A 25,269-nucleotide genomic window follows, 5' to 3' on the forward strand; every position below is an offset into this window, starting at 1 on the left:
TCGGTCGGATACGTCCCGGCCGATTCGACGCGATCGGTCGTCGGCGTCGAGACGTGGCTCGGTCGTTACTACTCGTCGTTGCTCCTCGTTTGGCGTCTCCGAAATTCCGGGCAGCCACTGCGGAACGGAGCCTCGAGCAACGACCGCCCTCCCTCGATCGGGCAGCCACTGTCGTCAGCGTCGGACTGCCAGCACGACCAGATCGGAGAACGGCGTCTCCGCTTTCCCGCTCCCACCAGCATGGGCCGACAACTCGCCGAGCGTGAACCGGTGGATCGCCTCGTCGTCGTGGGTCAACTTCTCGAGGACCAGCGCCTCGAGGTCGGGATCGGCACCCGACTCGAGCAGGAACGCCGCGATGTCGCCGGGCATCCGGTCGTAGGGTCGCGGGAGCACGAGCAGGTGGCGCTCGCCCACCGCGGCGGCGAGCCTGTCCAGGTCCGACTCGAGGTCGCCGCTTTTGTGCAGCGTGACGAACTCGGTGTCCTCCATGGGCGTCCGGGCGCGGCTGGCGGCCATCTGGAGCGACGAGATGCCGGGGACGACGCGGACGGGTCTCGGATCGGCCTCCCGATTCCTCGCCTCCCGCTCGACGGCAGCCTGGACCTTGCCGACGAACTGGTAGCCCGAGTGGTTGGGATCGCCCATCGCGACCGCGGTTCCCGACTCGCCGGCGGCGACGCGCTCGGCGAACTCCTCGAGTGCTTCGGCTTCGTCCCTGTAGCCACAGGTCAGCAGGTCGGCGTCGGTCAGGTCCTCGATGAACTCCACGACAGTCGTGAAACCGACGACGACGTCGGCCTCGCGGATCGCCCGCTCGCCGCGAGGGGTGAGATACTCCTGATTGCCGGGGCCGACGCCGACGACGTAGACGGGGTCGCCGGCTTCGGCGGTTTCACCGCCTTCGCCTCGCTGCCCCTCTGGCGCAGCGCCCTCGTCGAGATCGGGCTCTGCAGCGTCCGCGGCGAACGTCGCCGGATCCGGTCCCGCGTCGAGGTCGTACTCGTCGCTCATCGGTTCCGGCCGTCCGCAGCCCGCGTCTCGGCGTCGAGCTCGAGGTCGATCTCGTCGGTTCGTGCGTCCGTGGCGACGTGGATCAGTTCGTTCGTCAGAGCCGCGGCGAGGCCGCTGCCGCCCCGGCGGCCGCGGTGGGTGATCGCGGGCACGCCGTACTCCTCGCTGACCTCGCGGATGCGCCCGCGGCTCTCCTCGGCCTTGACGAAGCCGACCGGGTTCGCGACGACGACCGCCGGGCGGGTCCCCTGCTCAATGCAGTCCGCCAGCGCCAGCGCGGCCGTCGGCGCGTTCCCGATCGTGACGATCGCGTCCTCGAAGGCGTCCTCTTTGTCGAGTTCGAGCATCGCCGCAGCGGTTCGGGTCATCCCGGTCTCGGCGGCGAGTTCCTTCCCGTGGCCGATAGCTTTCGAGACCTCACAGTCGTGGCCCCGGCCCGTGACGCCGGCTTTCACCATCGTGATGTCGGTAAAGATGTCGGCCTCGTCGAGCACGGCCCGTGCACCGGCACGGACCGGTGCGTCCTCGTCGGCACCGAGGTCGTCGCTCCCCGTGAACTCGATGAGATGCTGGAACTCGATGTCGCCCATCGAGTGGACCGATTTCTGGCGCACGCGGTCGGCCAGCGTCTCGTCGGGCGTGAACTGCCTGACGATGTCCATGCTCGTCTCCGCGATGTCCATCGCGTTCTGTGTCGTTGCTCCCAGATCGGCGTACTCCTCCTCGAAGTCCTGATCAGTCATCGGGTATCACTCGCTCGGTCGCGGCTATCGGCTGTCAGCCGAACCTGTTCGGTCGCCGGTTCGATTCCGTCAGTCATCGGTCGTTGCCCCCACGGCCTCGTTGGTCGTCCGCGCCTCGAGGTCGCCCTCCACCGCGAGGTTGAGATCGCGCAGTCGATCGACCGCCTCGTCGTCGGCGTCCCACAGGTCGCGCTCGATGGCCTCGAGTAGGGTGTCCGTGATGGACTCGAGCGCCCACGGGTTCACGTCGCGCATCCAGTCCTGTCGGTCGTCGTCGAATGCGAACTTCTCGGCGACTTCCTCCCAGAGCGTATCCGAGACGACGCCGGTAGTCGCGTCCCAGCCCAGCGTCACGTCGACCGTCGTCGAGAGGTCGCCCGCGCCCTTGTAGCCGTGTTCTTCCATGGACTCGAGCCAGTCGGGATTGAGCACGCGCGAGCGCATCGCCTTGCGGACCTTCTCCTCGTTGGTGTAGACATCGACGTTGTCGGGATCTGAGGAGTCGCCGACGTAGGAAGCCGGTTCCGCGCCCGAAATCTCGCTCACGGCGGAGATGAAGCCGCCGTGGAAGGCGTACCAGTCCGAGGAGTCGAACTCGTCTTGCTCCATCGTGTCCTCGATCTTGACCGTCGCGTCGACGCTCGAGAGGCGACGCTCGAAAGCGTCGTGAGCGTCGGACACCCGACCGCGAGAGCCCATCGCATACCCGCCCCACTGGACGTACACCTCGGCCAGATCGGAGCGGTCGTCCCAGTTGCCCTCGTCGACGGCCTTGTTGGTCCCGGCACCGTAGCCGCCGGGTCGGGTCGTGAAGACGCGGTGTTTCGCGGCCTTTCGAGCGGCCGACTCGTCGAGATCCTCTTTGGCCTCGAGTTCGGCCTGCTCTTCCTCGATGTGTTTCTTCACGTAGTTCATTTCGTGCGGTTCGTCGAGGTCGACGACGGCGTCCACGGCGTCGTGGATGACGCCCGCCGCGGCCGGGAACGCGTCGCGGAACAGTCCCGAGACGCGCGTCGTCACGTCGATTCGGGGTCTGTCGAGTTCCTCGAGCGGGATCGGCTCGACGTCGTCGATGCGGCCGGCGTCCGTCCACTGCGGTTCGACGCCCATCATCGCGAGCACCTGGGCGATGGTCTCGCCGCGGGTGCGGACGGTCGGCGTCCCCCAGGCGACCACGCCGATCTCCTCGGGGTACTCGTCGGTTTCGTTGTGGTGGCGCTCTAAGACGCCCTCGGCGACCTCGCTGCCGACCTGCCAGGCGGCCTTCGCCGGCACTTTGCGCGGGTCGAGCGTGTAGAAGTTCCGCGCGGTCGGCAGCAGGTCGACGCCGCCCCGTGTCGGCGCGCCGGAGCCACCCGGCGGCACGTACTCGCCCGAGAGGGCGTCGGCGGTCCTGGGAATCTCGTCTTCGGCTCCCTGCACGCGGGGCTGGGCTTCCTCGCAGATGTACGCCAGCGCCTCCCGCAGGTCGTTGTGCGCGCCGGACTTCGCGCGCCCGTCGCCGATCGTCTCGAGGTCGACGATCAGGAGGTTGACGTTCACTTCGTCGTCAGGGCCGGCCTCACGCTCCGAGACCGGGATGTCGAAGTCGTGTTCCGCGAGCGTCTCGATCAGGTCGACGCTGGTCTCGTAGACCTCGTCGGCGGCCTCGGCGTAGGTCATCCCGAGGGCGTCGTCGTACTCGCCGGGCGCGTTCAACATTTTCTCGTAGTCGACGCCCAGCGCGCCGGCGACGCTCTCGCGCAGGCTCGGCGCGCCGGGGTTCTCGAGTCGGGTCAGCGCGACCAGATACTCCGTGAGGCGCTCGCCCTCCGGCGGCTCGGACATGGTGTGGAGTCCGAGCCGGATCTGGGTCGTCTTGATGTCCGTGAGGTACTCGTGGATCCGTTCGACGAGTTCGTCGACGTCGATCTCGTCTCCCGTCACCTCGCCCTCGGCGAGACTCGAACCCGCCTCGTCGGGCCCGCGAACGTCGGCTTTCTCGTCGATCGTCCCCGTGATGCCGAGTTCGACGGCGAGGTCGAGTTCCTCGACTTTCTCACGCATGAGGGTCTCGAGGTGGTCGCCGTCGTCGGCGCGGGCGTCTTCCATTCCGGCCTCGCGGTACTGGTTTGCCAGTTCCTCGAGTTCCGATAACTCGTCGTACGTCCCGGCGTTTCGCATGACGGGCGTCAGATAGTCGACGATCGCCGCGTAGGAACGGCGCTTGGCCTGCGTCCCTTCACCCGGGTTATTGACGATGTACGGGTAGACGTTCGGGACGTCGTCCACCAGCTGATCGGGCGCGCTCTCGCCGTCGAGCCCGACGGTCTTGCCGGGGAGCCACTCGAGGCTGCCGTGGGTTCCCAGATGGACCACTGCATCGGTCTCGAACGTATTTCGAAGCCAGCCGTAGAAGGCGTAGTAGTCGTGTGGCGGCTGGAGGTTCGAGTCGTGGTAGACCTTCGAGGGGTCCATGCCGAACCCACGGGGCGGCTGGACGGTGACGAGCACGTTCCCGAACTCGACGCCCGGAATCGCGAACGGGCGGTCCGGTGGGTCGCCCCACTCTTCGACGATGTTCTCCTGAAACCGCTCGTCGGCCTCCGAGAACCACGCTTCGTACGTCTCCGGCGAGACCACGTCGACCGAGAGATCGCGCACGTCCTCCGGCGCGACCCACCGGTCCTCGAGCGTGAGCTGTGCGGTCAATTTCTCCACCAGCGTCTGGCCGTCGTCGGGCATCTCGTCGCCGAGATCGTACCCTCGAGCGTCGAGTTCCGCGAGCAGATTGACCGTCGACTCCGGCGAATCGAGGCCGAACGCGGTCCCGATCCCGTCGTCGCTGGGCGGGTAGTTGTGGAGGACCACGGCGACCTGCTTCTCCTCGTTGGGTGTGTGTCGGAGTTCTGCCCAGTTGACCGCCAGTCGGGTCGCGTGGTCGATCCGATCCTCGATGGGGAAGTGGTGTTTCGGCGCGGAGCCGATACCGGCCTCGTCGTCGGTGCGTTCCTTCCCCGAGATGGGGTGGGTAATCACGTTCCCGTCGAACTCCGGCAGCGCGACCGAGAGGGCGAGTTCGAAGCCCATCACGCCCGTGTCACTGGATTCGTAGCGCGAGCGCGAGCGCATCGTGGTGACCGTCTGCAGGACGGGCACGCCGAGCCGGTCGAGGAAGACGTCCTCCGCACTGCTGCCTTCGTCGTCGGCGCTACGGCCGCGCTCGTCCATCGAGAGAGAGAACATAAACGAGGAGAGCACGGCGTCGACGACGGACTGGCCATCATCATCGATGAGCCAGTTGTCGGTCACCCACTCGGCGTCTTCCTGTTCGTCCGTATCGGTGGCCGGGTTACAGAAGATCGGCAGGGCGTTGGCACCCTGCTCCTCGAGCGCCCGGACCTGCGCGTCGACGTAGCGGGTGTTCTCGTGCGTCCAGTGCGATTCGTAGAACCAGACTGCGACCGTCGGCTTGTCGGGGTCGTGAGTTTCGAGGAGTTCCGCGTACTCGATTCCCGGATGGTCGGGGTGGTAGACGCCCTCCGTGGGGAGTTCCGTCGGATCGTCGTACTCCACGTCCCGACCCTCGTACTCGGCGGCGAGGAATCGACACAGGTTCTCGACGTTGATCGTCCCGCCCTTCTCGAGGTAGTCGTAGACGCGATCTCGATGACCGTCCGAGACCGTCGTGTCCTCGAACGCGAAGGCGTCCCCGGTCGCCTTCACGATCAGCGGGACGCCCGCCTCCGCGAGGGCACCCGTCGCGTAGTCGTAGCCTGGCATGCTGTCTTCGGCCCCGTGCAGCCAGAAAATCGCTGCCGCGGCGTCGTGCAATTCCTCGACGAACTCCTCGACGTCGGCCTCGTCTTCGAGGTCGCTCTCCGAGCGGACCTCGAGTTCGACGTCCTCGAGACGCCCGGCGGCCCGGCCGATCGAGCCGAGTTCGTTCTCCGTCGCGGTATATATCCCGATCGTTGTCATCGCGTTTTTAAACCTCTGTTGTATTAGCTCAAGTATGGTTGCAAACGCCGGGGGCAAAAAGCTGTCGTCACTCCCCTTTCCGGCGATCGTGGGACAGGACGAGCTGAAACGCGTGTTGCTCACCGTCGCGGCCAACGACGGCCTCGACGGGGCCCTGATCGTCGGCGAGAAAGGGACCGCGAAGTCGACCGCCGTCCGGGCGCTCGTCGATCTCCTGCCAGAGCAGCGGGCCGTCGCCGACTGCCCCTACGGCTGTTCGCCCGACGATCCGACCCACCAGTGTGCGGGCTGTCGCGACCGCGACTCCGAGGAGTTGCCGATCGAGACGCGACCCGTCCCCCTCGTGACCCTGCCGCTGGGTGCGACTCGAGACCGGGTCGTCGGCACCCTCTCCGTCGAGGACGCGCTGGCCGGCGAGGCCGACTTCGATCCCGGACTGCTGGCTCGCGCGAATCGCGGCATCCTCTACGTCGACGAGGTCAACCTGCTCGACGATCACCTCGTGGACGTCGTCCTCGATGCAGCCGCCAGCGGCGTCAACACCGTCGAGCGTGACGGGATCAGCGTCTCCCACCCCGCGGAGTTCACCCTGATCGGGACGATGAACCCCGAGGAGGGCGATCTGCGTCCCCAACTGCGGGACCGCTTCGCCCTCCAGGCGACCGTCGAGGGCTGTCGCGAGGTCGACGACCGCGTCGAGATCATCGATCGGGCCCTCGAGGTCGACGGCGGGAGTGAAACGGACGCCACGACGGACTATACCGACGAGATCGAGCGGCTCCGCAACGACCTGGCCGCGGCACGCGACCGCCTCTCGAGCGTCGACCTCCCGACCGATTTCAAGGCCGAAATCGCCCAGCTCTGTCTCGAGGCCGGCGTCGACGGCCACCGCGGCGACGTCGCGACCGCTCGAACCGCCATGACCCTGGCCGCACTCGAGGGGCGAGAGACCGTCATCGAGTCCGACGTGTACGAGGCGGCGACCTACGCGCTCCCACACCGCCTGCGGAGCACGCCCTTCGAAGACGAACCCGATCTCGACGACCTGCTCGAGGATCGGTTCGACGACGGGGCACCCGACGAGGAGGATGGGGACGGGACCGAGAGCGACGCGGACGACGGTGACGGCGACGAAGCCGGCGACGAATCCGATCCCGAACCCGGGGACGGTGACGGACGCGGTGATCGCGGCGAGGGAAACGGAGACGAGGGCCCCGACGACAGTGCGGACGGTGACGGGGCGGGCGACGAGTCCGACGGCGACTCCGAACCCGAGCAGCGACCGCAGGACGGCGACGAACCGGCCTCGCCGAATCGGTCACCCGCCGATACCGGTGGGGAGGGGTCGGACGACGACTCGAGCGAGCAGGAGTCGGACGCGGACGAGTCGCCAGCGGACGGCGAGGACGAAACCGGCCAGCCGCTGGTCCCCGGCCAGCAACGGGCCGGCGTGGGCGACGCACGGGCCCCGGACCTCGAGACGCCGACCACCGAGCGCACCGAGAACGCGGCAGCGACGGGAACCCGGGCGAGTACGACACCGAGTACGGACAACCGGGGCGCTCGGGTCCGCACCGAACCCGCCTCCGGCGACGGTGCGATCGACGCCGCGGCGTCGGTCCGGTCGGCAGCGAGCCGGGGCGAGTCTCGAGTCGCGGAACAGGATCTCCGACAGTCCGTTCGGACCGGCGAGACCGCGGTGACGATCGTCTTCGCCGTCGACGCCAGCGCCTCGATGCGCCCGGCGATGCGGACCGCGAAAGGCGTGGTCCTCGAACTCCTGCGGGACAGCTACGAACACCGCGATCAGGTCGCCTTCGTCGCCTTCGCCGGCGACGACGCCGACGTCTTGCTTCCGCCGACCGACAGCGTCTCGCTGGCGGCTCGACACCTCAAGGACCTTCCCTCGGGCGATCGGACGCCGCTGCCGGCCGGCCTCGAGACCTCTCGACGGGTCCTCGAGCGTGCCGACACCGACGCCTCGGTCGTCGTCCTCGTCACCGACGGGCGGGCCAACGTCGCCGACGGGAGCCCGACCGAAGCGACGCGAACCGCGGCACGAGCGCTCGCCACGAGCGATACTCGCGTGATCGTCGTCGACGCCGGCGACGACTCCCGGGCCGGCCTCTCGGAACTGGTCGCCGGCGAGACCGACGGCGAACTGGTCGACCTCGCCTCGTTGTCGGTCGAAACGGTTCGGGCCGCCGCCGAGAGCGCGGCCGACGACGGCCAGTAGTCGGTCGCTCGAGCGCTCGTTACAGGTCCGTCAGCCGCAACCCGTCATTGTAAGAGCGATCGGCCCCTAGTCGTCGTATGGCAGAACTCGAACTCGAGGACGGGACCATCTGGTACGAGACGAACGGCGACGGCCCACCGCTGGTGTTCGTCCACGGCGGCTGGATGGACGGCACGGCCTGGGAACCCCAGGTCGAGCACTTCGCCGACGACTATCGGGTCGTCACGCTCGACGTTCGGGGCCACGGAGCAACCGGTCGAACGGAGCCCAGCCAGTACTCGATCGGGCTCTTTACCGACGACCTCGAGGCGCTGTGTTCGGAACTCGCGATCGACCGGCCGATCCTCTGTGGGCTCTCGCTTGGATCGATGGTCGTCCAGGAGTATCTGGATCGGCATCCCGACGGCGCGGCGGGCGCGATTCTCGGCGGCGCAGTGCGGTCGATGCCCCCGATCGAGCTGCCGACGGACGTGAAGTCGTTCTGGTCGCCGCTTCCGGCGCTGTCCGCGTCGCTGTCGCTATCGGGAACCGAAGTCACGTTCCGATCGATGCTGTATTCCATTCAGGCGACGACCGGACAGCGGTGGCTGTCGGTCGATCCCGAGATCAGGGCCGACGCGATCGAGGAGGTCGGCGACATCTCGACCGCCGAGTTTCGGAAGATCTTCGACGCCCTCTATCGGTACGATCCGCCCGCACTGACCGGCATCGAAACGCCGACGCTCGTGGTCCACGGCGAGCAGGAAGCCCCGCTCGTCAAACGACAGGGACAACAGATCGTCTCGGCGGTCGCCGACGGCGACCAACTGGAACTCGATAATTCGGGACACCTCGTCAATCGGGACCGCCCTCGTGCGTTCAACGCGGTGACGAGTGACTTTCTCGCGGGGCTCCCGGCGTAGGCCACGCATCCGCGGACGGCACCAGCGCCGTCCCGATCGGTATCGATCGATCACGCGCCCTGCCCGATGTTCCCTCGAAGAACGCAGTAGAACCCGGCCGCCTTCCATCCGTTCGATCACCCAGCTGTCTCCCGTCCGTTCGACCTCCGCGGCTGCTCTCCCACGGCTACGACCGGGCACGGACCAGCATCGCCGGGAAGCGAAACTGTTCGACGTGGAGCGATCGGAGGCGCAGGGAACCGGTCAGCGGTCGGGAGAGTACCCCCCAATCACCAATATACTTTGGCGACACGACAAAGGCAGCGACCGTGCTAGTTCTATTCGGAATCGCGCCTCCCGCCGAACGGGACCTTCCCACACACCTATGAGTAGTCAATGTCCGGACGCCGACGCCGACACCTCCCTTCCAGCGGCCGAGCAGTGGTCCAGCATCTCGAAACACGTCGTCAATAGCTACGTCGAGGCCAACAACGCGCTCCTCGCCGCGATGGGGTTCAGCCCCTCGGTTGGAGACGCGTCCGCTCCCCACCTGGAGGTCGACTCGACGACGCCGACGCCGGCTGTGGAGATCGCGTTCGGCGACGAAACCTGGGTTATGGAGCGCTCGGCGGATGACTACGACTCGCTCGGGGTCGGCGATTACGTCCGCTTTCGGAAACCGATCACGGACGCCGACGTCACCGCCTTCGCACAGGTCTCCGGCGACACCAACCGGCTTCACCTCGAGTCCGAGTTCGCCGACGCCACCCGGTTCGAGGGGCGGATCGCCCACGGGACGCTCGTCGCGGGAACGATCAGCGCCGCGCTCGCACGGTTCCCCGGCGTAACGGTCTATCTCTCCCAGGACCTCGAGTTCGCGGCCCCGGTGCGAATTGGCGAGTACGTCACCGCCGAGTGCGAAATCGTCGAGAGCCTCGGCGGGGATCAGTACCGGTTACAGACGATCGTCAGCGACGAGGACGGCGAGACGGTCATCGATGGCGAGGCCGTCGTCATGATCGACGAGTTACCCGCCGAATGACGGTCGAGTAGTCGGACTGCCCCACACCGCGAGGGACCACTGTACGGCGATCGGCACGGTCGGATCAGAGACGTGCAGGGAGCAGTGACGACGAGGGCAGCCCACTTACTCGTGTCCCACGGAGTCCCGAGCCGCCGACCCGGTCGCTGCCCCTGGTGGGATAGCTGGCAGCCCCACCGCTCGTCCCGAATACACCACTGTTAATACCCCCTGGCCCAGATGCAGTCCGAGAATGACCGATCGGCCGCCATCCCCGCCGACACCGACAGCAGGACCCGCAATCGCCGATACCACCATCGAGGGGCGCATCGTCGCAACGACCTCCCAACTGGCCGCGTCGATCGAAGAATCGCTGGGGTGTCGCCTCGACGAATCCGTCTTCGAGACGCTCTTGCTCGAGTTGGATCGCCACGGCTACGTCGAGTGGGTCTCCATCACCGGGACCGGCGACTACGTCTGGGACCTCTCCGACGCGTCCGACCGAATCGGTGACGCCATCGCACGGGCGGTCGTCGCTCGACTCGAGTCGTGGCTCGAGGGCAACGCAGCCGAGTGATCTCACAGTGCGGTCGAACTGTCCGTGACTCCACCGCGACGCGAGCGACCCGGACCCCGTCTCGAGCGCAACGTATTTGTCACCGGGGCGACATCGACATCGGACGAACGATGGCGGTACTAGACGAGCTTTCGGGCTTCGAATTCGAGGACGTGATGGAGGACGTGTTTCGAAACCTTGGCTACGAAGACGTTCGCCAGGCGTCGCGAACGGCCGACGAGGGACGGGACATCACCATGGTGGAAGTCGTCGACGGAACCCGGCGGGGGATCGTCGTCGAGTGTAAGCACACCGAGACCGTCGGTCGGCCCGTCGTCCAGAAACTCCACTCCGCGATCGCGACGTTCGACCACGATGGCCCGAAACGCGGCATGGTCGTCACGACCGGACGCTTCACCGGTCCGGCTCGAGAGTACGCCGAGCGACTCGACCGGACCGACGACCCCTATCCGATCCAGCTCGTCGACGGGCGGGACCTCCGCGAGATCGCCGACGAAGTCGGCCTCGATCTCTACAACGGCCGCATCGAGATCCTCTGTGACGAGACGTTCCGACCGTTCGATCCCGCTCGCGGGATCGACGCTCCCGTCCGCGAGGCGTTTCGCGACGTCGAGAACGTCGCTCCCGACGAGCTTCCGGATCCTCACGTTCAGGCGACGTTCGAGCCGGTCGTCGTCATCAGCGCACGGACGAACGCCGTCTTCGAGACGTCGGTCGGCGTGATCCATCGCCTCGACGAGACGACCACGTTCGTCGTCCACGCGGGGCGGACCCGACCGCGAATCCTAGACGACGACGTCGGCCGGCTCGTCACCGACAACCTGCGACGAACGATCGAACTTGAGGAGACAGCGCTCGAGGAGGTGTTCGACACGGTCGAGGTAGATCGGTTCGGCCAGACCGAAACGGAATACAAGTCCTGGGCCGTCGATCGACTCCGGGATCGTCACACGACGACCGTGACCTACACCGGCGACAACAACGTGACCTACGAGAAGACCTGCGAGCCGCGCCAGTCGGACGTCTCCGTCCAGTCGATCACCCCCATCTATCTGCCCGAGGTTCGACAGACGACACGGTTGCAGCAGTACTCCTACGCGTACGAGTATTACGCTGCCGGCCCCTCCCGGCTCCCCATCGAGGACGGCATCCATCGCTGCGTCCACTGTGACGCGGACTCGGCCGCGTCATTGACCTACTGTGACAACTGTGGCAGCATCAACTGCGAGGCCCACATCCGGACCGAACGCCTCGAGGGCGAGCCGGTCTGTACCGGCTGTGCGGTCACCGAGCGGTTCGCGCTCGCGACCAAGTACTTCTACGACGAGGCGAACCTCGAGGCGTTCCGCGAGGAGTACGAGGTCATGCCCCTCCACCGGAAGGCGATGGAGAACGTGCCACTCGCCGCGGGGGCCGTCGTGTCGGTGCTCCTCGTCGTTCTCGTGGGGCTCGTCGCGACGGGCGTGCTCTGAGAAAACCCTGCCCGTTTGCTCCTCCCCGAGCGCGAGTGCGTCCTGTAACCGACTGTCGGGATCCACCGACCGAAGTACTACGCCACCGTACAGGAGTTCCTCGAAGATGGCGGTGCCACGAGATACAGTTATACGCTGAACAGGCGCAATACGGCGACGAGTGGGAACTCCACCTCGTCTGTAAAAAGGAGATCCCCGTGGAAGACGCACCGGGCGACAACACGGCGGGGATCGACCTCGGAATCAGCAACTACCTTGCCATCAACTACGAGGATGGCCCCTCGGAGCTGTATCCAGGGAACACGTTGAAAGAGGACAAGCACTACTTCACCCGCGAGGAGTACCAAACCGAAGGCGAGAACGGGCCGTCAAAACGTGCGCGGACGGCTCGGCAGAAACTCTCCCGACGCAAAGACCATTTCCTCCACACCCTCTCGAAACACATCGTTCAGCGGTGTGTCGAAGAAGGTGTAAGAGAGATTGCGGTTGGCGACCTCAGCGACATCCGTGAGGATGAGAACGGTGACTCGCGGAACTGGGTTGGGTCGGGGAACAAGAAACTCCACGGGTGGGAGTTCGACCGCTTCGCTCGTCTGCTTGAGTACAAGGCCGAAGAACACGGCATTCTCGTTGACCGTGTAGACGAGGAGAACACGAGCAAGACGTGTTCGTCTTGTGGGCAGATTCGTGATAGCAACCGCGTGGAGCGGGGTTTGTACGTCTGTTCGTCGTGCGAGACGACGATGAACGCGGACGTGAACGGTGCGGTGAACATTCGGAGAAAGATAACTCAGAATCCCCCGACGGGTGATATGAGTAACGGCTGGTTGGCACAGCCCGGAGTCTTCCTGTTCGACCGCGAGAGCGGGTCGTTCAACACGAGAGGCAGGGGGTCTGCAAACCCTAATATCCCAACGCTTGGGATTCCTCCGGCTTTAGCCGGAGGAGGATGTCAATCAGCGGAGTGTCTCTGACAGTATCGGGACGGTTCGACCAGTTCTGTTACAGGGACGGCACGGACGACTCACGATATCACGGCTCGTCGTGTTCGATGTTCTGGCCCCAGTAGCCCGGGTGTTTCCGAACGACGAGGTCGTCCTCGATCGAGAGTTGACACGCTAACCGGAGCCCGGAGTCGGGACTGTGGGGCGGGAATCTGAGGCGACGGCGCTCTTTCTTTGTGGGATCGGCGGCCTCGCCCGCGACGATTTCGACGGCACACGTTCCGCAGATCCCGTTGCCGTGACAGTTCGTATACTGTGCTTTCCCGTTGTGCGGGGTGAGCCCTGCATCGAGGAGTGTTCGACGGAGGTCGTCCCCGGTGTTGGCCTCGAGCGTTTCACCCTCGAATTCGATTGTGGGCATGTGAAACGCTGCCACTCCCACGCACAAATACGTTTGACCGACCCTTCCACTCTATTCAACAGGGCACACGGAATCACATCTGTGACGAACTACCCAGGCCGAGAAATCACGTGTGGCATTTATTATGATCGATGATGTAAAATACCCCGTCATGTCTGACCCAACCGATAGCGAACGCCTCAGAGAGCACGGGGTCGAGTTCGGCCCCCTCGCCCACCAGCTCGATCAACACGAGTATCCGACGACGTGCGAAGAACTGGTCGAGGCATACGGGAGTGCGATCCTCCGGTTCCAAGACGGCGAACAGACGCTCGAGGAGGTGCTGAATCCGGTGCGTGAAGAGCAGTTCGATTCGCCTGCGGAGGCCCGTACAGCCATCTTCAGCAACGTCTCCGAAGGTGCCATCGGACGGAAGGGCTACAGCGATCGCACGCCGCCAGCGCTCGGTGAGCAAACCGAGGAACCGGACGAATCGTTCTGAGCCCTCCTGAAAGACCATTCCCGAGATTCACCACGGCGAGCCTGAAAGACCCGGGAAGCACCCTGATTTGGAATCGCTTCTCCAGTGTCTGCAGAAAACTGGCTGCCGATCGATGCGTGCACTCCCCGTCTTGACCAGTTTGGATGATCGCGAATCCCGGTGACGCCCACTCGAGCATCGAACCAAAGCCCCGGTGCTTCGTTCAGTCGAAGGCAGACCCGCCATGGTCGTCGGTCACGTCCGCTCTCGGCCCATCGATGTAATCCTGAACCGCTCGAGCGATCTCCCATTGATTCGCTGGCACGGTGGTGGCGATCACCGCGGGACCGAGCAAGCGAAGATCTCGATCGCTTCCATTTTTTAGCAGAACGGTGGTGGAGAGATACCCTTTGGATAAGGGAGGAGGTAAGGGGGACGCTAGTGGCAGTGTACTATTGGTCGGCTGGTTCAGCGAGTTCTAGATAGAGATTCACGGTAACGCTTTGTTCGCTTGGAGCGGTCACTTGGCTGGTGTAATCAAGTGAAAAGAGGTACTCGCCTTTGTCAAGCGTGCGTGTGAGGGTTGTTTTGGTAACTCCCGTTCGGCTATATTCGGAGACGATGGGAACATCGCGGGCACCGGCCGCGTAGGCGTCATAGGCCTCCCGCTCAAAGACGAGGCAATCAACCTCCGTGTCGCCTTCGACTTCAACGTCGTAGTGCAAGACCTCGCCACTCGCCTCTGGCGAGTTCGTGAGCGCAGTGGCCGAGAATTGACCGGGACGAAGCGTGTAGGTGCCTTCCCTGCTATGATCTCGGAACGCCCTACGAGAGTCGTTCGGATAGCGGTCGGCGCGATCAGGAACCCCGTCGCCGTCCGTGTCAGACTCTGTGGTCGTTGGCGAGGACTGGCGAGTTCCTACACACCCACTCCCGATTCCCACCAGAACAACCACGAATGCCCGTCGAGACTGCTTCATACCTATGCAGCCAGACTCACGGTGAAAAAGGTCATCCCTCTCGGAGATCAAATAGGAACGACATTCTAAGTAGGTGATCTGCTGATACTACTTCACTTCTACTGGCGGGTGGACCCCCTCTCAGTAGCGACCCGTAGTTACCGCACATGCGTACCTACCGTACGGCTATCTCACTTGCCGGAATCTCGAATAGATGGATAGAGTCAGTCGGTGATGACCCCGATTTCAGTCTCAACCTCGAACGTTACTGCTCGAGTCGAGAGCGTCTCGGCGATCTCCCGACGCTGTTCGAGTGTAAGGTCGTCGCGCTCGAGGACCTGGCGGATAGCCTGGACGAACTTCCGCACGTCGTCGCAGGCACTGACGACTGCCTTCGTCTTGTTACAATCGTAGCAGTCAGCTGCGCGTTCGATCGCATCCCGTCGATACGCGTAGTCGCCGTCGGTTCTGATTCGCATGCTCGTACACACGACCACCGAAATCCTAGTTTTTTCGACTCACTGAACGGCCCATTTCGGCCCACAATCGGTGAGTCCTATCGAATAGCGGATGAGAACACGGACTCGAGCGACGGCTCAACTCGAGATATGCACACGGCGAGTCGCGACTCGTGTACATATTCAGGAATCGGATTCTGTCGACGTACAACCCCGAGTGGTTGTTTTGGAAACGAGTTCCAGAGATTCTATTCAAACGTTCACAGTGAGAATTCTTCGATTAATATGTATGCAAAATACTGTGATCAAAAATCTGAAGAGTGCTACTATGTCGACGGTTGCACGATCGTCTCGACTGGCCCAAAGAGTCCTATTACACCGCGGTTCAAGAGGGCCAAATAAAGAACCGATCGAGGTGATGCCACGGTCAGCGCGGTCGAATGCGCCCGAAGGCGGTTGTTTGGCCGATTCAGGACGCGTGCTTATACTTCTGTTTATACTCCTCGTACTCGCGTTTTGCGCGCTCGTAGGCGTGTTTCTTCTTTTTGAGTTGCTTTTTGTTCACCTTGCCCTTCTCGTATTTCTTTTTGTACTCCTCGTACTCACGCTTTGCACGCTTATATTTGCGTTTTAGCTTCTTCTTGTTCTTCCCGTCGTCCCCATTCTCGGGTGCCTTCGTAAATTCCAGAATGTCCCCGTAGACAACCGTGGCACCGACCTGAGCGACCGCTCGGAACTCGTAGGTCGTGCCAGTCTCGAGGTTCATCGCCGTCGCATTGAACGGTCCGGGTCCGGTGAGGACCGTCTCGTCGGTAAACGTCCACACCTCGGTCCCCTTGACGCGGTACAGGAAGTAGACGGTAACCTCCGCTGCACCCTCGAGTTCGAGCAGTTCGCCGTTGAGCGTGGCCGTCGAGCCGTTGACCTCCGTCGCCGGCTTCGTCTCGACGTCCAACTCGTCCGGGCTGAGCTTGGTAAACGAGAGCGTGGTTCCGAGGAACCGTTCATCGTTCGCTACCATGGCCGCCCGGAATTCGTACGTGGAACCGAGTTCGAGGCCTTCGATCCCGGCGCTGAAGTTACCAGGCTCGTCGAGCGTCTGGAACTCGGTGGTGATCCACTCGTCTGCGCCGAGTTCACGCCACTCGAAGAAGACGTCGGCGGTGTCGAAGTCCCCGAGATCGATCAGTTCGCCGTTGAGCGTGGCCGTCGACCCGTTGATTTCCGTCGCCGGCTCTGTCTCGACATTGGGGACGCCGGCCTCAACTTTGGTGAACGAGACGATGGTTCCTTCCTCGCGCGTGCCATTCGCCACGACGACTGCCCGGAATACGTACGTGTTCCCGGGCTCGAGGCCGGAGATCTCGTCGCTGAAGTCGCCGGGCGCGTCGAGCGTCTGCGGCGTGGTGGTGTTCCACTCCTCCTCGCCGAGTTCGCGCCACTCGAAGAAGACATCGACCGTGTCGAAGTCACCGATATCGATCAACTCACCGTTGAGCGTGGCCGTCGACCCGTTGACCTCCGTCGCCACCTGAGTTTCGACGATGGGTGCGCCAGGTTCGTCTTTGGTGAACGAGATAATGGCTCCTTCCTCACGCGTGCCATTAGCCACGACGACCGCCCGGAATTCGTACGTGCCGCCGGGTTCGAGGCCTTCAATCCCGTCACTGAAGTCGCCGGGCGCGTCAAGGGTCTGCGTCTCGGTGGCAGTCCACTCCTCCGTGCCGAGTTCACGCCACTCGAAGAAGACGTCGACGGTGTCGTAGTCGCCGAGATCGAGCAGTTCGCCGTTGAGCGTGGCCGTCGAGCCGTTGACCTCCGTTGCCGGCTCTGTGATGACCTCTGGTACACCTGGCACCGTCTTGATGATGCGAAGCGTGGCCCCTTCGACGCGTTCACCGTTCGCCAGCCCGATCGCCCGGAATTCGTACGTGTTTCCGGGTTCGAGGCCCGCGATTTCGTCGTCGAAGTCGCCGGACGCGTCGAGTGTCTGCGGCGCGGTGGTGTTCCACTCCTCCTCGCCGAGTTCGCGCCACTCGAAGAAGACATCGACGGTGTCGAAGTCGCCGAGGTCGGTCAACTCACCGTTGAGCGTGGCCGTCGAGCCGTTAACCTCCGTCGCCGGCGTCGTTACGACGTCAGGAATGGCCGAATCGCAACTAATGTCGAGCGTCGTGATGTCGAGACCGATTGCGATATTGTCGGTCTCGAGCGAGTACGTTCCGTCCGCGAGATTCCCCCACGTCGCCGAACCGCCGGCAGGAACCTCCATGGTCTCCTCGTACGCATCGGGACCGGTGACGGTTACCATCACCGAGACGCTGTTGGGGTTCGATACCGTGATCTCCCCCTCCTCATCTTCACACGCCGAGTCCACTTGCAGGTCTACGAGATCGCAGTCACAGCCGGTAACCGTCGCCATCTGAAGATTGACGGCGGTTTGGGCGTACAAACAGCCGTCCACCGTTGCGTCGGTGAGTACGTTGATCGCCGTCTGGGCCAGCACGACCCCCGCAAAGTTTGCGTCCGTTCCGATCTCGACGCCGGGACCACCGGCGACCACCCAGACGATGTTCTCGGCCTGCGCGCCCCCTTCCAGATTGACGGTTACCCCACTCGCCACGCTGAGACCTCCCGCGACCTGGAAAATCCAGATGTCGTCCGGACCACCGTCGAGGGTGATATCTCCGTCGATCGAGAGGCCCGTATCCCAATTGTACACTCCTGGAGTCAGTGTTTCTCCGTCGAGATTGCCGCCGCCTACATTTGTAAAGTCCGGTGGGATGCGGCCGTACGCATCGGTAAACGCGGTTTCCATATCGCTCACGGCCGTGGTCAATCTGGACGGGGTCGGCTCCGAATAATCTGCCGCGTACACCCGTCCGCCCACCTGCGTCGACGTCGCGAAGACGCCCGTCGCATCCAACGTCAGATCGAATCCTGTTATCGCAGTCGACGCAATCGGGCTCACGCCAATGTCTCCCGCCACGTCGGAATTGGGAACGCTCGATATTCCGGATTTTGCCAGGATCGAAAAATCACAGGCCGTCCCGAGATCGACCGGTGCCGGACCGTCTTGTTGGATTTGAATCGGGGGATCTTCACCTTCTTGCGCCGCGCCTATACCGGCGAGACCAGCTGTGAGCAACCCACTCGATGCGAGGACTGTTCTTCTTGTTGGATTGTACTCCATATCTGGAACTCTTCGGTGTAAGATATCGTTTTCAGGATGTTAATTCTGTTTAGGTGTACAATATTTTCTCCAGATAGTCTTCAAATTCGATTAGTGAGTCCATTCCGACGCGCTTGACAACCGGTCCAGTAGGTGGGAAGTGACAATACAGATTACGTGGCGATAGGTGCTGACCCCCGCTTCATGTGCTTCAACTGGAGTTCCACGTGCGGAAGCAGGGGCGGGGTGCTGTAATTTTTTGTCGAAGTCCCCTTGGAGACACCCGCCAAGGGGGCTTTCGCGCGAAGCGCGAAACGACCCCGCCGGCGCTGCGGTGCGATCGCGGTGCCGACCCCCGCTCTCGAGGGCCTCACTGGCGATCGTCGCGACGTTCTCGAAACTATCGTACTTCAACCGCGAAAGGATCGTATCGATCCGCATCTGTCGCGGGTCGCCGTTCTCGTCGAACTCGAGGTCAGCACCGTTCTTCGCGAGCCACTCTTGGAAGGGCGAGGACTCGGCGACGTGATCGGCCAAGCCCATGATGTGTTGCATCCGATCGGCGTAGCTCTCGATCGCGTACTCGGCGGACTCGACGAGCGCGCGGAGTTCCTCGCGATACTTCCGGGCTCGGAACGACACGTCGCCCTGGTCTAACTCGAGGATGTCACCGAGGTCGTTGATCGCTCGGTAGATCGTCGCGGGGTGCTTCCCCAGTTGGTCGGCGAGGTCGTCGACGGTCGCGCCGCCATCGGTCGCGATCGTCTCCGAAACGTCGCGGGCGGTCTCGCCCATATCGCGGAGCGTCGTCATCAACAGGTGGTCCGACTTCGCCTCGAGGCGCGGGGTGGGATCTTCGTACAGTTCGACCAGGTCGTCTCGAGCGACCGCGTCGAAGTGATCGTCAGCAACGTAGACACCGCTGCCGTCGGGCCCGAGCGGGATGTCTTCCCAGTGCAGCGCGTTCAACAGGGTCTCCTCGATTTGCTCAGTCACTTCGTGGCGATCGGCCCACGCCCATGCCTCGCCGTCGTTCATCGACTTGTTCACCAGGACTTCCACCTTCGGGTGGTAGGATGGGTGATCCTTCGAAACCGCGTCGGGATCGGCGAGCTGGTAGATCTCGAATTTCCGTCCGTACGTGTGGCTCGGTAGGAGCTTGCTTGCGGATGCTGGATTCAAGAACAGCCGATTCTGGTGGTTGACGACTTCCTCGTTGTCGAGATGGAGCTTGGCTTTCACTCCCTCGAGGTCGGACAGATAGTGCGCGACCTTCTGTAAGACACCGGCCGACGAGAGCTTCTCAGCCCATTCACGGCGAATCCGAACGTACCGCTCGTACGCCCACATTCGACTCGCCGAATGCGGGGTCGTTCTGAAATACTCCGAGTGAATGCGCTCGCCGGCGTGCTCGAAGATCGCCGCGAAGAACTCCGGCAGCAACTCGAGACCGCGGTCGAGTTCGATGTTGCTGGTGTGAAACTCGACGTCGACTCCATCGACTTCGCCGACCTGATTCTCCCAGGGGAGTTGCAACCGCTCGCCACTCTCCCAGTGACGCATGTTCGGGAATCGTGGGCCGAGACCCCCGTTCGATAATCGAACGAAATCAAATGCGCGATCGGCGGCTCATTTATAAACGATGTACCGCCGTCTTGCGAATGTGATCCGTTCGGAAAACGAATGGGCGCTGCAGGATTTGAACCCGCGGCAGCTTGGTCCGAAGCCAAGTACTCTGTCCAGGCTGAGCTAAGCGCCCGCATCGCGTTATTCCGGGCGGGTCCGTATAAGTCACTCGATTTGCACCGAATGAGACAGGGACCGACACACCCCCCTCTCGAGGAATTTTCAGCCGGTGACAATCGGCTCCGGGGGTCTTTAGGATGGGGCCCCACGGACGAGGTGGACCATGACGAGACACGAGACCCCAGTCCCAGACGAGACGCAGTCCGGCGTGACGCCCCTCGAGTTGCTCTCGGACGACGAGGGTGTCTGGACCGCCGTCCCCGCGGACGCCAGCGGCGACGAGCGGGTACGCGAGTGGCTCGAGATCGAGGGTGACGGGCTCTGTGATCTCGAAGCCTGGCGCTGAGACATCGAGTCGGAGCAGTGGGTCCCTGGGCGGGTGGGTTACGACGTTATTTCTGATCGCGTATCCGTCGGAAACACGCTCTAAAAGCCCTGATTGAGACGAATCACACGGCTGACGAAGAAACGAGCCGGGTGCGGAGACCGAGGCCGGTGCTCGCGGACCGTACCGTTTAACCAGCCTGAATGACCACTGCCGGGTATGACTGCCGGGGAGACGGGTCGCGGGTTGCTCGAGTTGACACGGCCGGTAAACGTGATCGCAGCGAGCGTGTTGACGTTCATCGGCTCGTTCGTCGCGGGTGGCCTCGCCGAGAAGCCGCTTGCGACCGCCGCGGCGGTCGGCGCGACGGCGCTGGCGGTCGGTGCGGGCAACGCGATCAACGACTACTTCGACCGGGAGATCGACCGGATCAATCAGCCCGAGCGGGCGATCCCCCGCGGTGCGGTGAGTCCCCGCGGCGCGCTCGCGTTCAGTCTCCTGTTGTTCGCCGGTGCGGTCGCGCTCGCTATCACCCTCCCCACGCTGGCGATCGCCATCGCGGCCGTCAATCTCTTCGCGTTGATCGCGTACACGGAACTGTTCAAGGGACTGCCCGGCCTCGGGAACGCGCTCGTCGCGTATCTGGTCGGCAGCACGTTCCTCTTCGGGGCAGCGGCGGTCGAGGAGATCGGTCCGGCGGTCGTGCTCTTCGTCCTCGCGGCGATCGCGACGGTGACTCGAGAGATAATCAAAGACGTCGAGGACATCGAGGGGGACCGCGCGGAAGGGTTGCACACGCTCCCGATCGCGATCGGGGAACGGCGAGCGCTCACCGTCGCTGCTGGCCTCCTCGTCGTCGCCGTCGTCGCGAGTCCCGTCCCCTACCTCCGTGGTGACTTCGGGCTTGCCTATCTAGTGGTCGTCGCCCCGGCTGATGCCGTCATGCTCGTCGCCGCATACGAGAGTTTCGCGGATCCAAGCAGCGGCCAATCACGCCTCAAGTACGGGATGTTTCTCGCTGCACTGGCGTTTATCGTCGGCCGTGGCGTCCGATCCCTCCCGATCTCGCTATAGCAGCGGGGTCGAACGGGACGGTGCCCGAAGCCGTCTCATCGGCTCACAAGTGCGCTACTGGTTTTATAATCAAAAGTACTATAAGCCGCTTCGCATATTTCAATAACAACACGCCGGACGCCGGAGTGGGCTATGGAACCAGTAACGGTCGCTGCCACGGCGATGGATGTGAGTATCTCGTATGTATGACCTCGCAGATGTCCTTCCGGATGCCGAACTCGATCCGGGGGCGAACGTACTCGTCGCAGGCCCGCCACTGACGGGGAAACGACGGATCGCCTTCGATATCCTCGCGAGCGGCGCGAACCGCGGTGACGGGTCGATCATCGTCACCACGAAAGACAGCGCCGACAAGGTCCTCGAGAGCTTCGCCGAGACCGTCGCCGAGGGGATCGAACCGGATATCGGCGTCGTCGATTGCGTCACGAAACAGCGTGGCATCGGGACGATCGACGACGACCCGCGGATCAAGTACGCCTCCTCCCCTGTCGACATGACCGGGATCGGAATCAAGCTCTCGGAGTTCCTCCAGGAGTTCTACGAGAGTCGGGGCCTCACGGAAAATCGGGTCCTCTTGCATTCGGTCTCGACGCTATTGATGTACTCCGACCTCCAGACGGTCTTTCGGTTCCTCCACGTCTTTACGGGACGGATCCAGAGTGCCGACGCGCTGGGAGTCTACGTCATCGACTCGACCGCCCACGACGACCAGACGATGAACACGCTCAAACAGTTGTTCGACGCCGTCATCGAACTCGAGGAGTCGGCCGACGGCGACGAGCCCACGATTCGGACCGCCGGTCTCTCACCGTAGTGGAGCCCGAGCGGAGGCGAGCGCTGGGCCGACGACGCCTGCTCGGCACTGACGGACAGGAGACCGTATGAACCCCGAGAGGTTTACTGATCGAACCCGTACAGTCACACATGCCAGTTGACTCTCCGGCGGAACTCGAGGAGATACTCGCGTACGACACCATCGCCGTCGTCGGCTGCTCGAGCACACCTGGAAAAGCGGCCCACGACGTGCCGAAGTATCTGCTCGAGCACGGCTACGACGTCATTCCGGTCAATCCGTTCGCCGACGAAATCTTCGGTCGGGACGTCTACGACTCCCTCGCGGACGTCGAGGCCGAGATCGACGTAGTCTGCATTTTCCGGCCCAGCGACGAGGTCAGTGAGATCGTCGATGCAGCCCTCGAGCGCGACGACGTGGCGGCGATTTGGACCCAGCAAGGCATTCGCGACGACGAGGCAGCGGCCCGCGCGGAAACCGACGGTCGGGCCGTCGTTCAGGATCAGTGTATGAAGGTACAACACCGGCGGCTCGTCGCCTGAAGCGGAATCCGACGCGACGAACGGGCCGTCGACGCTGCGTCCGACTCGATTCGACCGCGCCGAGCGTTTTCGACGTCGGGGAGGCGGCTCGTCCCGTGGCGCTATTCTGCCGGCGTGTCGGCTGTGGTCGCGTCGTCCGTCGATTCCGAGTTCGCCGTCGTCTCGGCGTCCTCGGCGTCGGCGTCGGCCTCGAGTTCGGCGTCGTCGATCGCCGCGTCGGCCAGGATCGCCTCTCCATCGATCCCCTGCTCGTCGGCGATCGCGAGCAAGAGCGCGCGCTGTTCGGTGAGTTGGTGGTCCATGCGCGTGACCGTATCGTGGGTTTCGTCCGTCTTCTCTTCCAGCCCGGTGATCCGTTGCTGGAGTTTCTGTACCTGCTTGTACATCGCTTCGGCCCGGTCCGAAAGCGCCTGAATCTTCTTTGCAGTGCTGCCGAGTCCCATACCTGTCCGATGTGTTGGGGAACTAATGGGCCTTTTCCTCCGTTGTAGTCGACCGGTCGAAATGTTGTATGCTACCGATGGACGTTATTCGGCAGATTTATTACGAACCGCGGGCAATCGTCTACTGAATTCGAGGTGATCAGCCATGGTGCGAACGAGCCCACCAAGCACATGGATGCAAGGCCTCGACCTGCCCTCCCAACTGTTCGGTGACGCAGGTGGTAGCGACTACGAACTGTACGAGGAGGACGACGAGTTCGTCCTCACGATCGACATGCCGGGCTTCGAAACCGACGAGATCGATCTGGCATGGGACGACGGCATCCTGAACGTCGCCGCCGAGCACTCCGACGAGAGTCGCGGCCGGAAGAAGACCTACCATCGTCGGTTCCGCTTCCCCAAGGTGATCGACGACGAGGAAATCGCTGCCGAGTACACGAACGGCGTCCTCGAGGTCCGGCTGCCGACCGCCGACTCGACCACCCAGGGGAAAGAGATCCCACTCGAGGGCTAACCGTCCCCGGACTCGGCACGGGCGACCGAGCATCCCCGTTCCACCACGTCCGCTGCGGTGAACCGTTTCCCGGGTCCACCCCGGTGAACCACCTCCGCGTCGACCGTTCGATTCGCGTCCGTCGATCGGTCGGTTCCTGTCCTGAATCCGTCGTTTGACGTTCGAACGCGTCGACGAACGACATCGATCACGACCGTCCAAAGCACACCACAGTGGCCATGCGACTCCGTGTAAAACCACTCAAACGGAAGGACGCAGGCAGTGGCCTGGCCGCGATCGACCGCGAGACGATGACCGAACTCGGGGTCTCGAGCGGCGAGTTCGTCGCGATCGAGGGGCCCGATGATCGCCGTCCGCGAGCACGTCCGCGCCGAGGCGACCGGCGAGGAACGCGACGTCGAATCGATCGAACTGACGAGCGAACACTTCGAGCGAGCGCTCGAGGAGGTATCCGCCGACGTCACCCGCGAATTCGTGGCGGGCGAGTTCGGCGACGTGCCCGAGGGTGCCGGGGGCGAAGCGTAACGACCCATCGTCGGCGGCCTTCCAGTGTGGCCGTTGACGACAGCCTCTCGAGTCGCCGGCTTCATCGACGGCTCGTGGTGGGGCCCTAGCAGTCAGGCGTCCGTCCCCGGTGTTTCGGGATAACGACGCTTGTGCCGGGTTCGGTCGCACCACTCGGCGAGTTGGTCGATGATCGACGGATCGACGCCGGTCCGTTCGGTCACGGTCGCCGTGTCGACGCCGTCGTCCACGCGGGCGTGGAGGACCCGATCGACGGTCTCCGTCGAGATTCCGAGCGCCGCTGCCGGCGATTCGCCCGGGTGAAGCGGCGACCCCGACGTCTCGACGGTCAACGCCTCGGGGATACCGACGGCTCGAGCGAGCGCCTCGACTTCGGTTCGGTAGAGGTCGCCGAACAGGAGGCAGTCGGCACCCGTCTCGCCGTGTTTCGTGACCGAACCGAGGAGGGACTGCGTGCGGTTGATCGTTCCCACGACGAGCGCGTTCGTCGTGTTCGCGACGTAGTACGCACAGGCCATCCGAAGCCGTGACAGCGCGTTGTTCGTTGCGACCAGGTCGTCGGCCGGTCCGTCGGAGCCACCGACCGCCTCCTGAAACGCGGCCAAGACCGGCTGGAGGTGCACCCGCCTGTGTTCGATGCCAAGCGCCGTCGCGATCGCCTCCGCGTTTCGGGACACCGCCTCGTGACTCAGAAACGCCGGCATCACGAGACCCGTTACGCGGTCCTGTCCGACAGCCTCGACCGCGAACGTCGCTGCCAACGCCGTCTCGACGCCGCCGTCGAGGCCCACGACCAGACGGTCCGCGCCGGCATCGGCGACCCGTTCCTCGAGGAATCGGGGGAGTCGCTCCCGGAGCCGTGCCAGCGCGTCGTCGGTGGTCGCGAGTCCGTCCGAACTGCGAGGGAGATCCGCGAGGGACGCGTCGGAATCGGCCATCGTCATCGGACTGACGAGGCGACGACCGCTCGAGCGACGGCCCTCCGTCGG

21 protein-coding genes, 1 tRNA gene and 2 pseudogenes are annotated in these 25,269 nt (G+C 63.8%); 13 read left to right on the forward strand and 11 right to left on the reverse strand.

The window, feature by feature from the left end; all coding sequences use genetic code 11:
* Positions 1–174 precede the first annotated feature (174 nt).
* From J0X27_RS02370 to cobN, 3 genes are all read right to left on the reverse strand, one after another.
* Positions 175–1,014 (reverse strand): cobalt-precorrin-7 (C(5))-methyltransferase, encoded by an 840-nt coding sequence (locus tag J0X27_RS02370; protein WP_207270880.1) that lies wholly within the window; start codon positions 1,012–1,014, stop codon positions 175–177.
* On the reverse strand, positions 1,011–1,757 hold the full coding sequence (locus J0X27_RS02375) for a precorrin-8X methylmutase (protein WP_207270881.1): 747 nt from the start codon (positions 1,755–1,757) through the stop codon (positions 1,011–1,013). The genes J0X27_RS02370 and J0X27_RS02375 overlap by 4 nt, the downstream gene beginning before the upstream one ends.
* Positions 1,758–1,826: 69 nt before the next feature.
* On the reverse strand, positions 1,827–5,717 hold the full coding sequence (gene cobN / locus J0X27_RS02380) for a cobaltochelatase subunit CobN (protein WP_207270882.1): 3,891 nt from the start codon (positions 5,715–5,717) through the stop codon (positions 1,827–1,829).
* A 34-nt stretch (positions 5,718–5,751) separates the two neighbouring features.
* On the opposite strand from cobN, the gene J0X27_RS02385 reads away from it, so the two are divergent.
* The 6 genes and pseudogenes from J0X27_RS02385 to J0X27_RS02410 all read left to right on the forward strand — a co-directional run.
* The gene (locus tag J0X27_RS02385) at positions 5,752–7,953 is read left to right on the forward strand and encodes a VWA domain-containing protein (RefSeq protein ID WP_207270883.1); all 2,202 of its coding nucleotides are present in this window, start codon (positions 5,752–5,754) and stop codon (positions 7,951–7,953) included.
* A 77-nt stretch (positions 7,954–8,030) separates the two neighbouring features.
* Positions 8,031–8,855 carry an alpha/beta fold hydrolase gene (locus J0X27_RS02390; protein ID WP_207270884.1) on the forward strand — a complete coding sequence of 275 codons (825 nt, stop codon included), beginning with the start codon at positions 8,031–8,033 and terminating at the stop codon, positions 8,853–8,855.
* A 364-nt stretch (positions 8,856–9,219) separates the two neighbouring features.
* Positions 9,220–9,876, forward strand: coding sequence for a MaoC family dehydratase (locus J0X27_RS02395; RefSeq protein WP_207270885.1), 657 nt, complete (start codon positions 9,220–9,222; stop codon positions 9,874–9,876).
* Positions 9,877–10,108: 232 nt separating this feature from the next.
* Entirely contained in the window at positions 10,109–10,432 is a 324-nt protein-coding gene (locus J0X27_RS02400; RefSeq protein ID WP_207270886.1) for a hypothetical protein, read from the forward strand.
* Positions 10,433–10,542: 110 nt separating this feature from the next.
* Positions 10,543–11,904 (forward strand): restriction endonuclease, encoded by a 1,362-nt coding sequence (locus tag J0X27_RS02405; RefSeq protein WP_207270887.1) that lies wholly within the window; start codon positions 10,543–10,545, stop codon positions 11,902–11,904.
* Between the two features lie 152 nt (positions 11,905–12,056).
* Positions 12,057–12,809 (forward strand): annotated as a pseudogene (locus J0X27_RS02410) (RNA-guided endonuclease InsQ/TnpB family protein); the annotation flags it as partial.
* Between the two features lie 127 nt (positions 12,810–12,936).
* Here J0X27_RS02410 and J0X27_RS02415 read toward each other — a convergent pair.
* Positions 12,937–13,269: a 2Fe-2S iron-sulfur cluster-binding protein gene (locus J0X27_RS02415; RefSeq protein ID WP_207270888.1), complete on the reverse strand. Its 333-nt coding sequence runs from the start codon at positions 13,267–13,269 to the stop codon at positions 12,937–12,939.
* Positions 13,270–13,420: 151 nt separating this feature from the next.
* Between J0X27_RS02415 and J0X27_RS02420 the strand changes: the two genes are divergently transcribed.
* Complete coding sequence (locus J0X27_RS02420; protein WP_207270889.1) at positions 13,421–13,750, forward strand: DUF5789 family protein; 330 nt, start codon at positions 13,421–13,423, stop codon at positions 13,748–13,750.
* 431 nt (positions 13,751–14,181) lie between these two features.
* Here the strand turns inward: J0X27_RS02420 and J0X27_RS02425 are convergent, their stop codons facing one another.
* From J0X27_RS02425 to J0X27_RS02445, 5 genes and pseudogenes are all read right to left on the reverse strand, one after another.
* Positions 14,182–14,709, reverse strand: coding sequence for a hypothetical protein (locus J0X27_RS02425; RefSeq protein ID WP_207270890.1), 528 nt, complete (start codon positions 14,707–14,709; stop codon positions 14,182–14,184).
* A 203-nt stretch (positions 14,710–14,912) separates the two neighbouring features.
* Positions 14,913–15,167, reverse strand: a complete 255-nt coding sequence (locus J0X27_RS02430; protein WP_207270891.1) for a DUF7692 domain-containing protein — start codon at positions 15,165–15,167, stop codon at positions 14,913–14,915.
* Positions 15,168–15,615: 448 nt separating this feature from the next.
* A complete protein-coding gene (locus J0X27_RS02435; protein ID WP_338147521.1) occupies positions 15,616–18,237 on the reverse strand; it encodes an ice-binding family protein in 2,622 nt (873 codons plus the stop codon).
* Between the two features lie 363 nt (positions 18,238–18,600).
* Positions 18,601–19,902 (reverse strand): annotated as a pseudogene (locus tag J0X27_RS02440) (DUF7845 domain-containing protein); the annotation flags it as partial.
* Positions 19,903–20,002: 100 nt separating this feature from the next.
* Positions 20,003–20,077 (reverse strand) — tRNA-Arg (locus tag J0X27_RS02445).
* A 150-nt stretch (positions 20,078–20,227) separates the two neighbouring features.
* On the opposite strand from J0X27_RS02445, the gene J0X27_RS02450 reads away from it, so the two are divergent.
* The 4 genes from J0X27_RS02450 to J0X27_RS02465 all read left to right on the forward strand — a co-directional run bounded on the left by J0X27_RS02450 (position 20,228) and on the right by J0X27_RS02465 (position 22,798).
* Entirely contained in the window at positions 20,228–20,410 is a 183-nt protein-coding gene (locus J0X27_RS02450; RefSeq protein WP_207270893.1) for a DUF7511 domain-containing protein, read from the forward strand.
* 198 nt (positions 20,411–20,608) lie between these two features.
* Positions 20,609–21,463 (forward strand): geranylgeranylglycerol-phosphate geranylgeranyltransferase, encoded by an 855-nt coding sequence (locus tag J0X27_RS02455; RefSeq protein ID WP_207270894.1) that lies wholly within the window; start codon positions 20,609–20,611, stop codon positions 21,461–21,463.
* 181 nt (positions 21,464–21,644) lie between these two features.
* Positions 21,645–22,277 carry an RAD55 family ATPase gene (locus J0X27_RS02460; protein ID WP_207270895.1) on the forward strand — a complete coding sequence of 211 codons (633 nt, stop codon included), beginning with the start codon at positions 21,645–21,647 and terminating at the stop codon, positions 22,275–22,277.
* Positions 22,278–22,387: 110 nt separating this feature from the next.
* Positions 22,388–22,798: a CoA-binding protein gene (locus J0X27_RS02465; protein WP_207270896.1), complete on the forward strand. Its 411-nt coding sequence runs from the start codon at positions 22,388–22,390 to the stop codon at positions 22,796–22,798.
* Positions 22,799–22,899: 101 nt separating this feature from the next.
* Here J0X27_RS02465 and J0X27_RS02470 read toward each other — a convergent pair whose 3' ends face one another.
* Positions 22,900–23,241: a DUF5798 family protein gene (locus tag J0X27_RS02470; RefSeq protein WP_207270897.1), complete on the reverse strand. Its 342-nt coding sequence runs from the start codon at positions 23,239–23,241 to the stop codon at positions 22,900–22,902.
* A 145-nt stretch (positions 23,242–23,386) separates the two neighbouring features.
* On the opposite strand from J0X27_RS02470, the gene J0X27_RS02475 reads away from it, so the two are divergent.
* Positions 23,387–23,755 (forward strand): Hsp20/alpha crystallin family protein, encoded by a 369-nt coding sequence (locus tag J0X27_RS02475; RefSeq protein WP_097379546.1) that lies wholly within the window; start codon positions 23,387–23,389, stop codon positions 23,753–23,755.
* A 342-nt stretch (positions 23,756–24,097) separates the two neighbouring features.
* Positions 24,098–24,280, forward strand: a complete 183-nt coding sequence (locus J0X27_RS02485; RefSeq protein WP_207272115.1) for a hypothetical protein — start codon at positions 24,098–24,100, stop codon at positions 24,278–24,280.
* Between the two features lie 92 nt (positions 24,281–24,372).
* Here the strand turns inward: J0X27_RS02485 and nadE are convergent, their stop codons facing one another.
* Positions 24,373–25,224, reverse strand: a complete 852-nt coding sequence (gene nadE / locus J0X27_RS02490) for an NAD(+) synthase (protein ID WP_207270898.1) — start codon at positions 25,222–25,224, stop codon at positions 24,373–24,375.
* Between the last annotated feature and the right edge of the window lie 45 nt (positions 25,225–25,269).

It is taken from the genome of Natrinema longum (assembly GCF_017352095.1).
In the GTDB taxonomy this organism is placed as follows: domain Archaea; phylum Halobacteriota; class Halobacteria; order Halobacteriales; family Natrialbaceae; genus Natrinema; species Natrinema longum.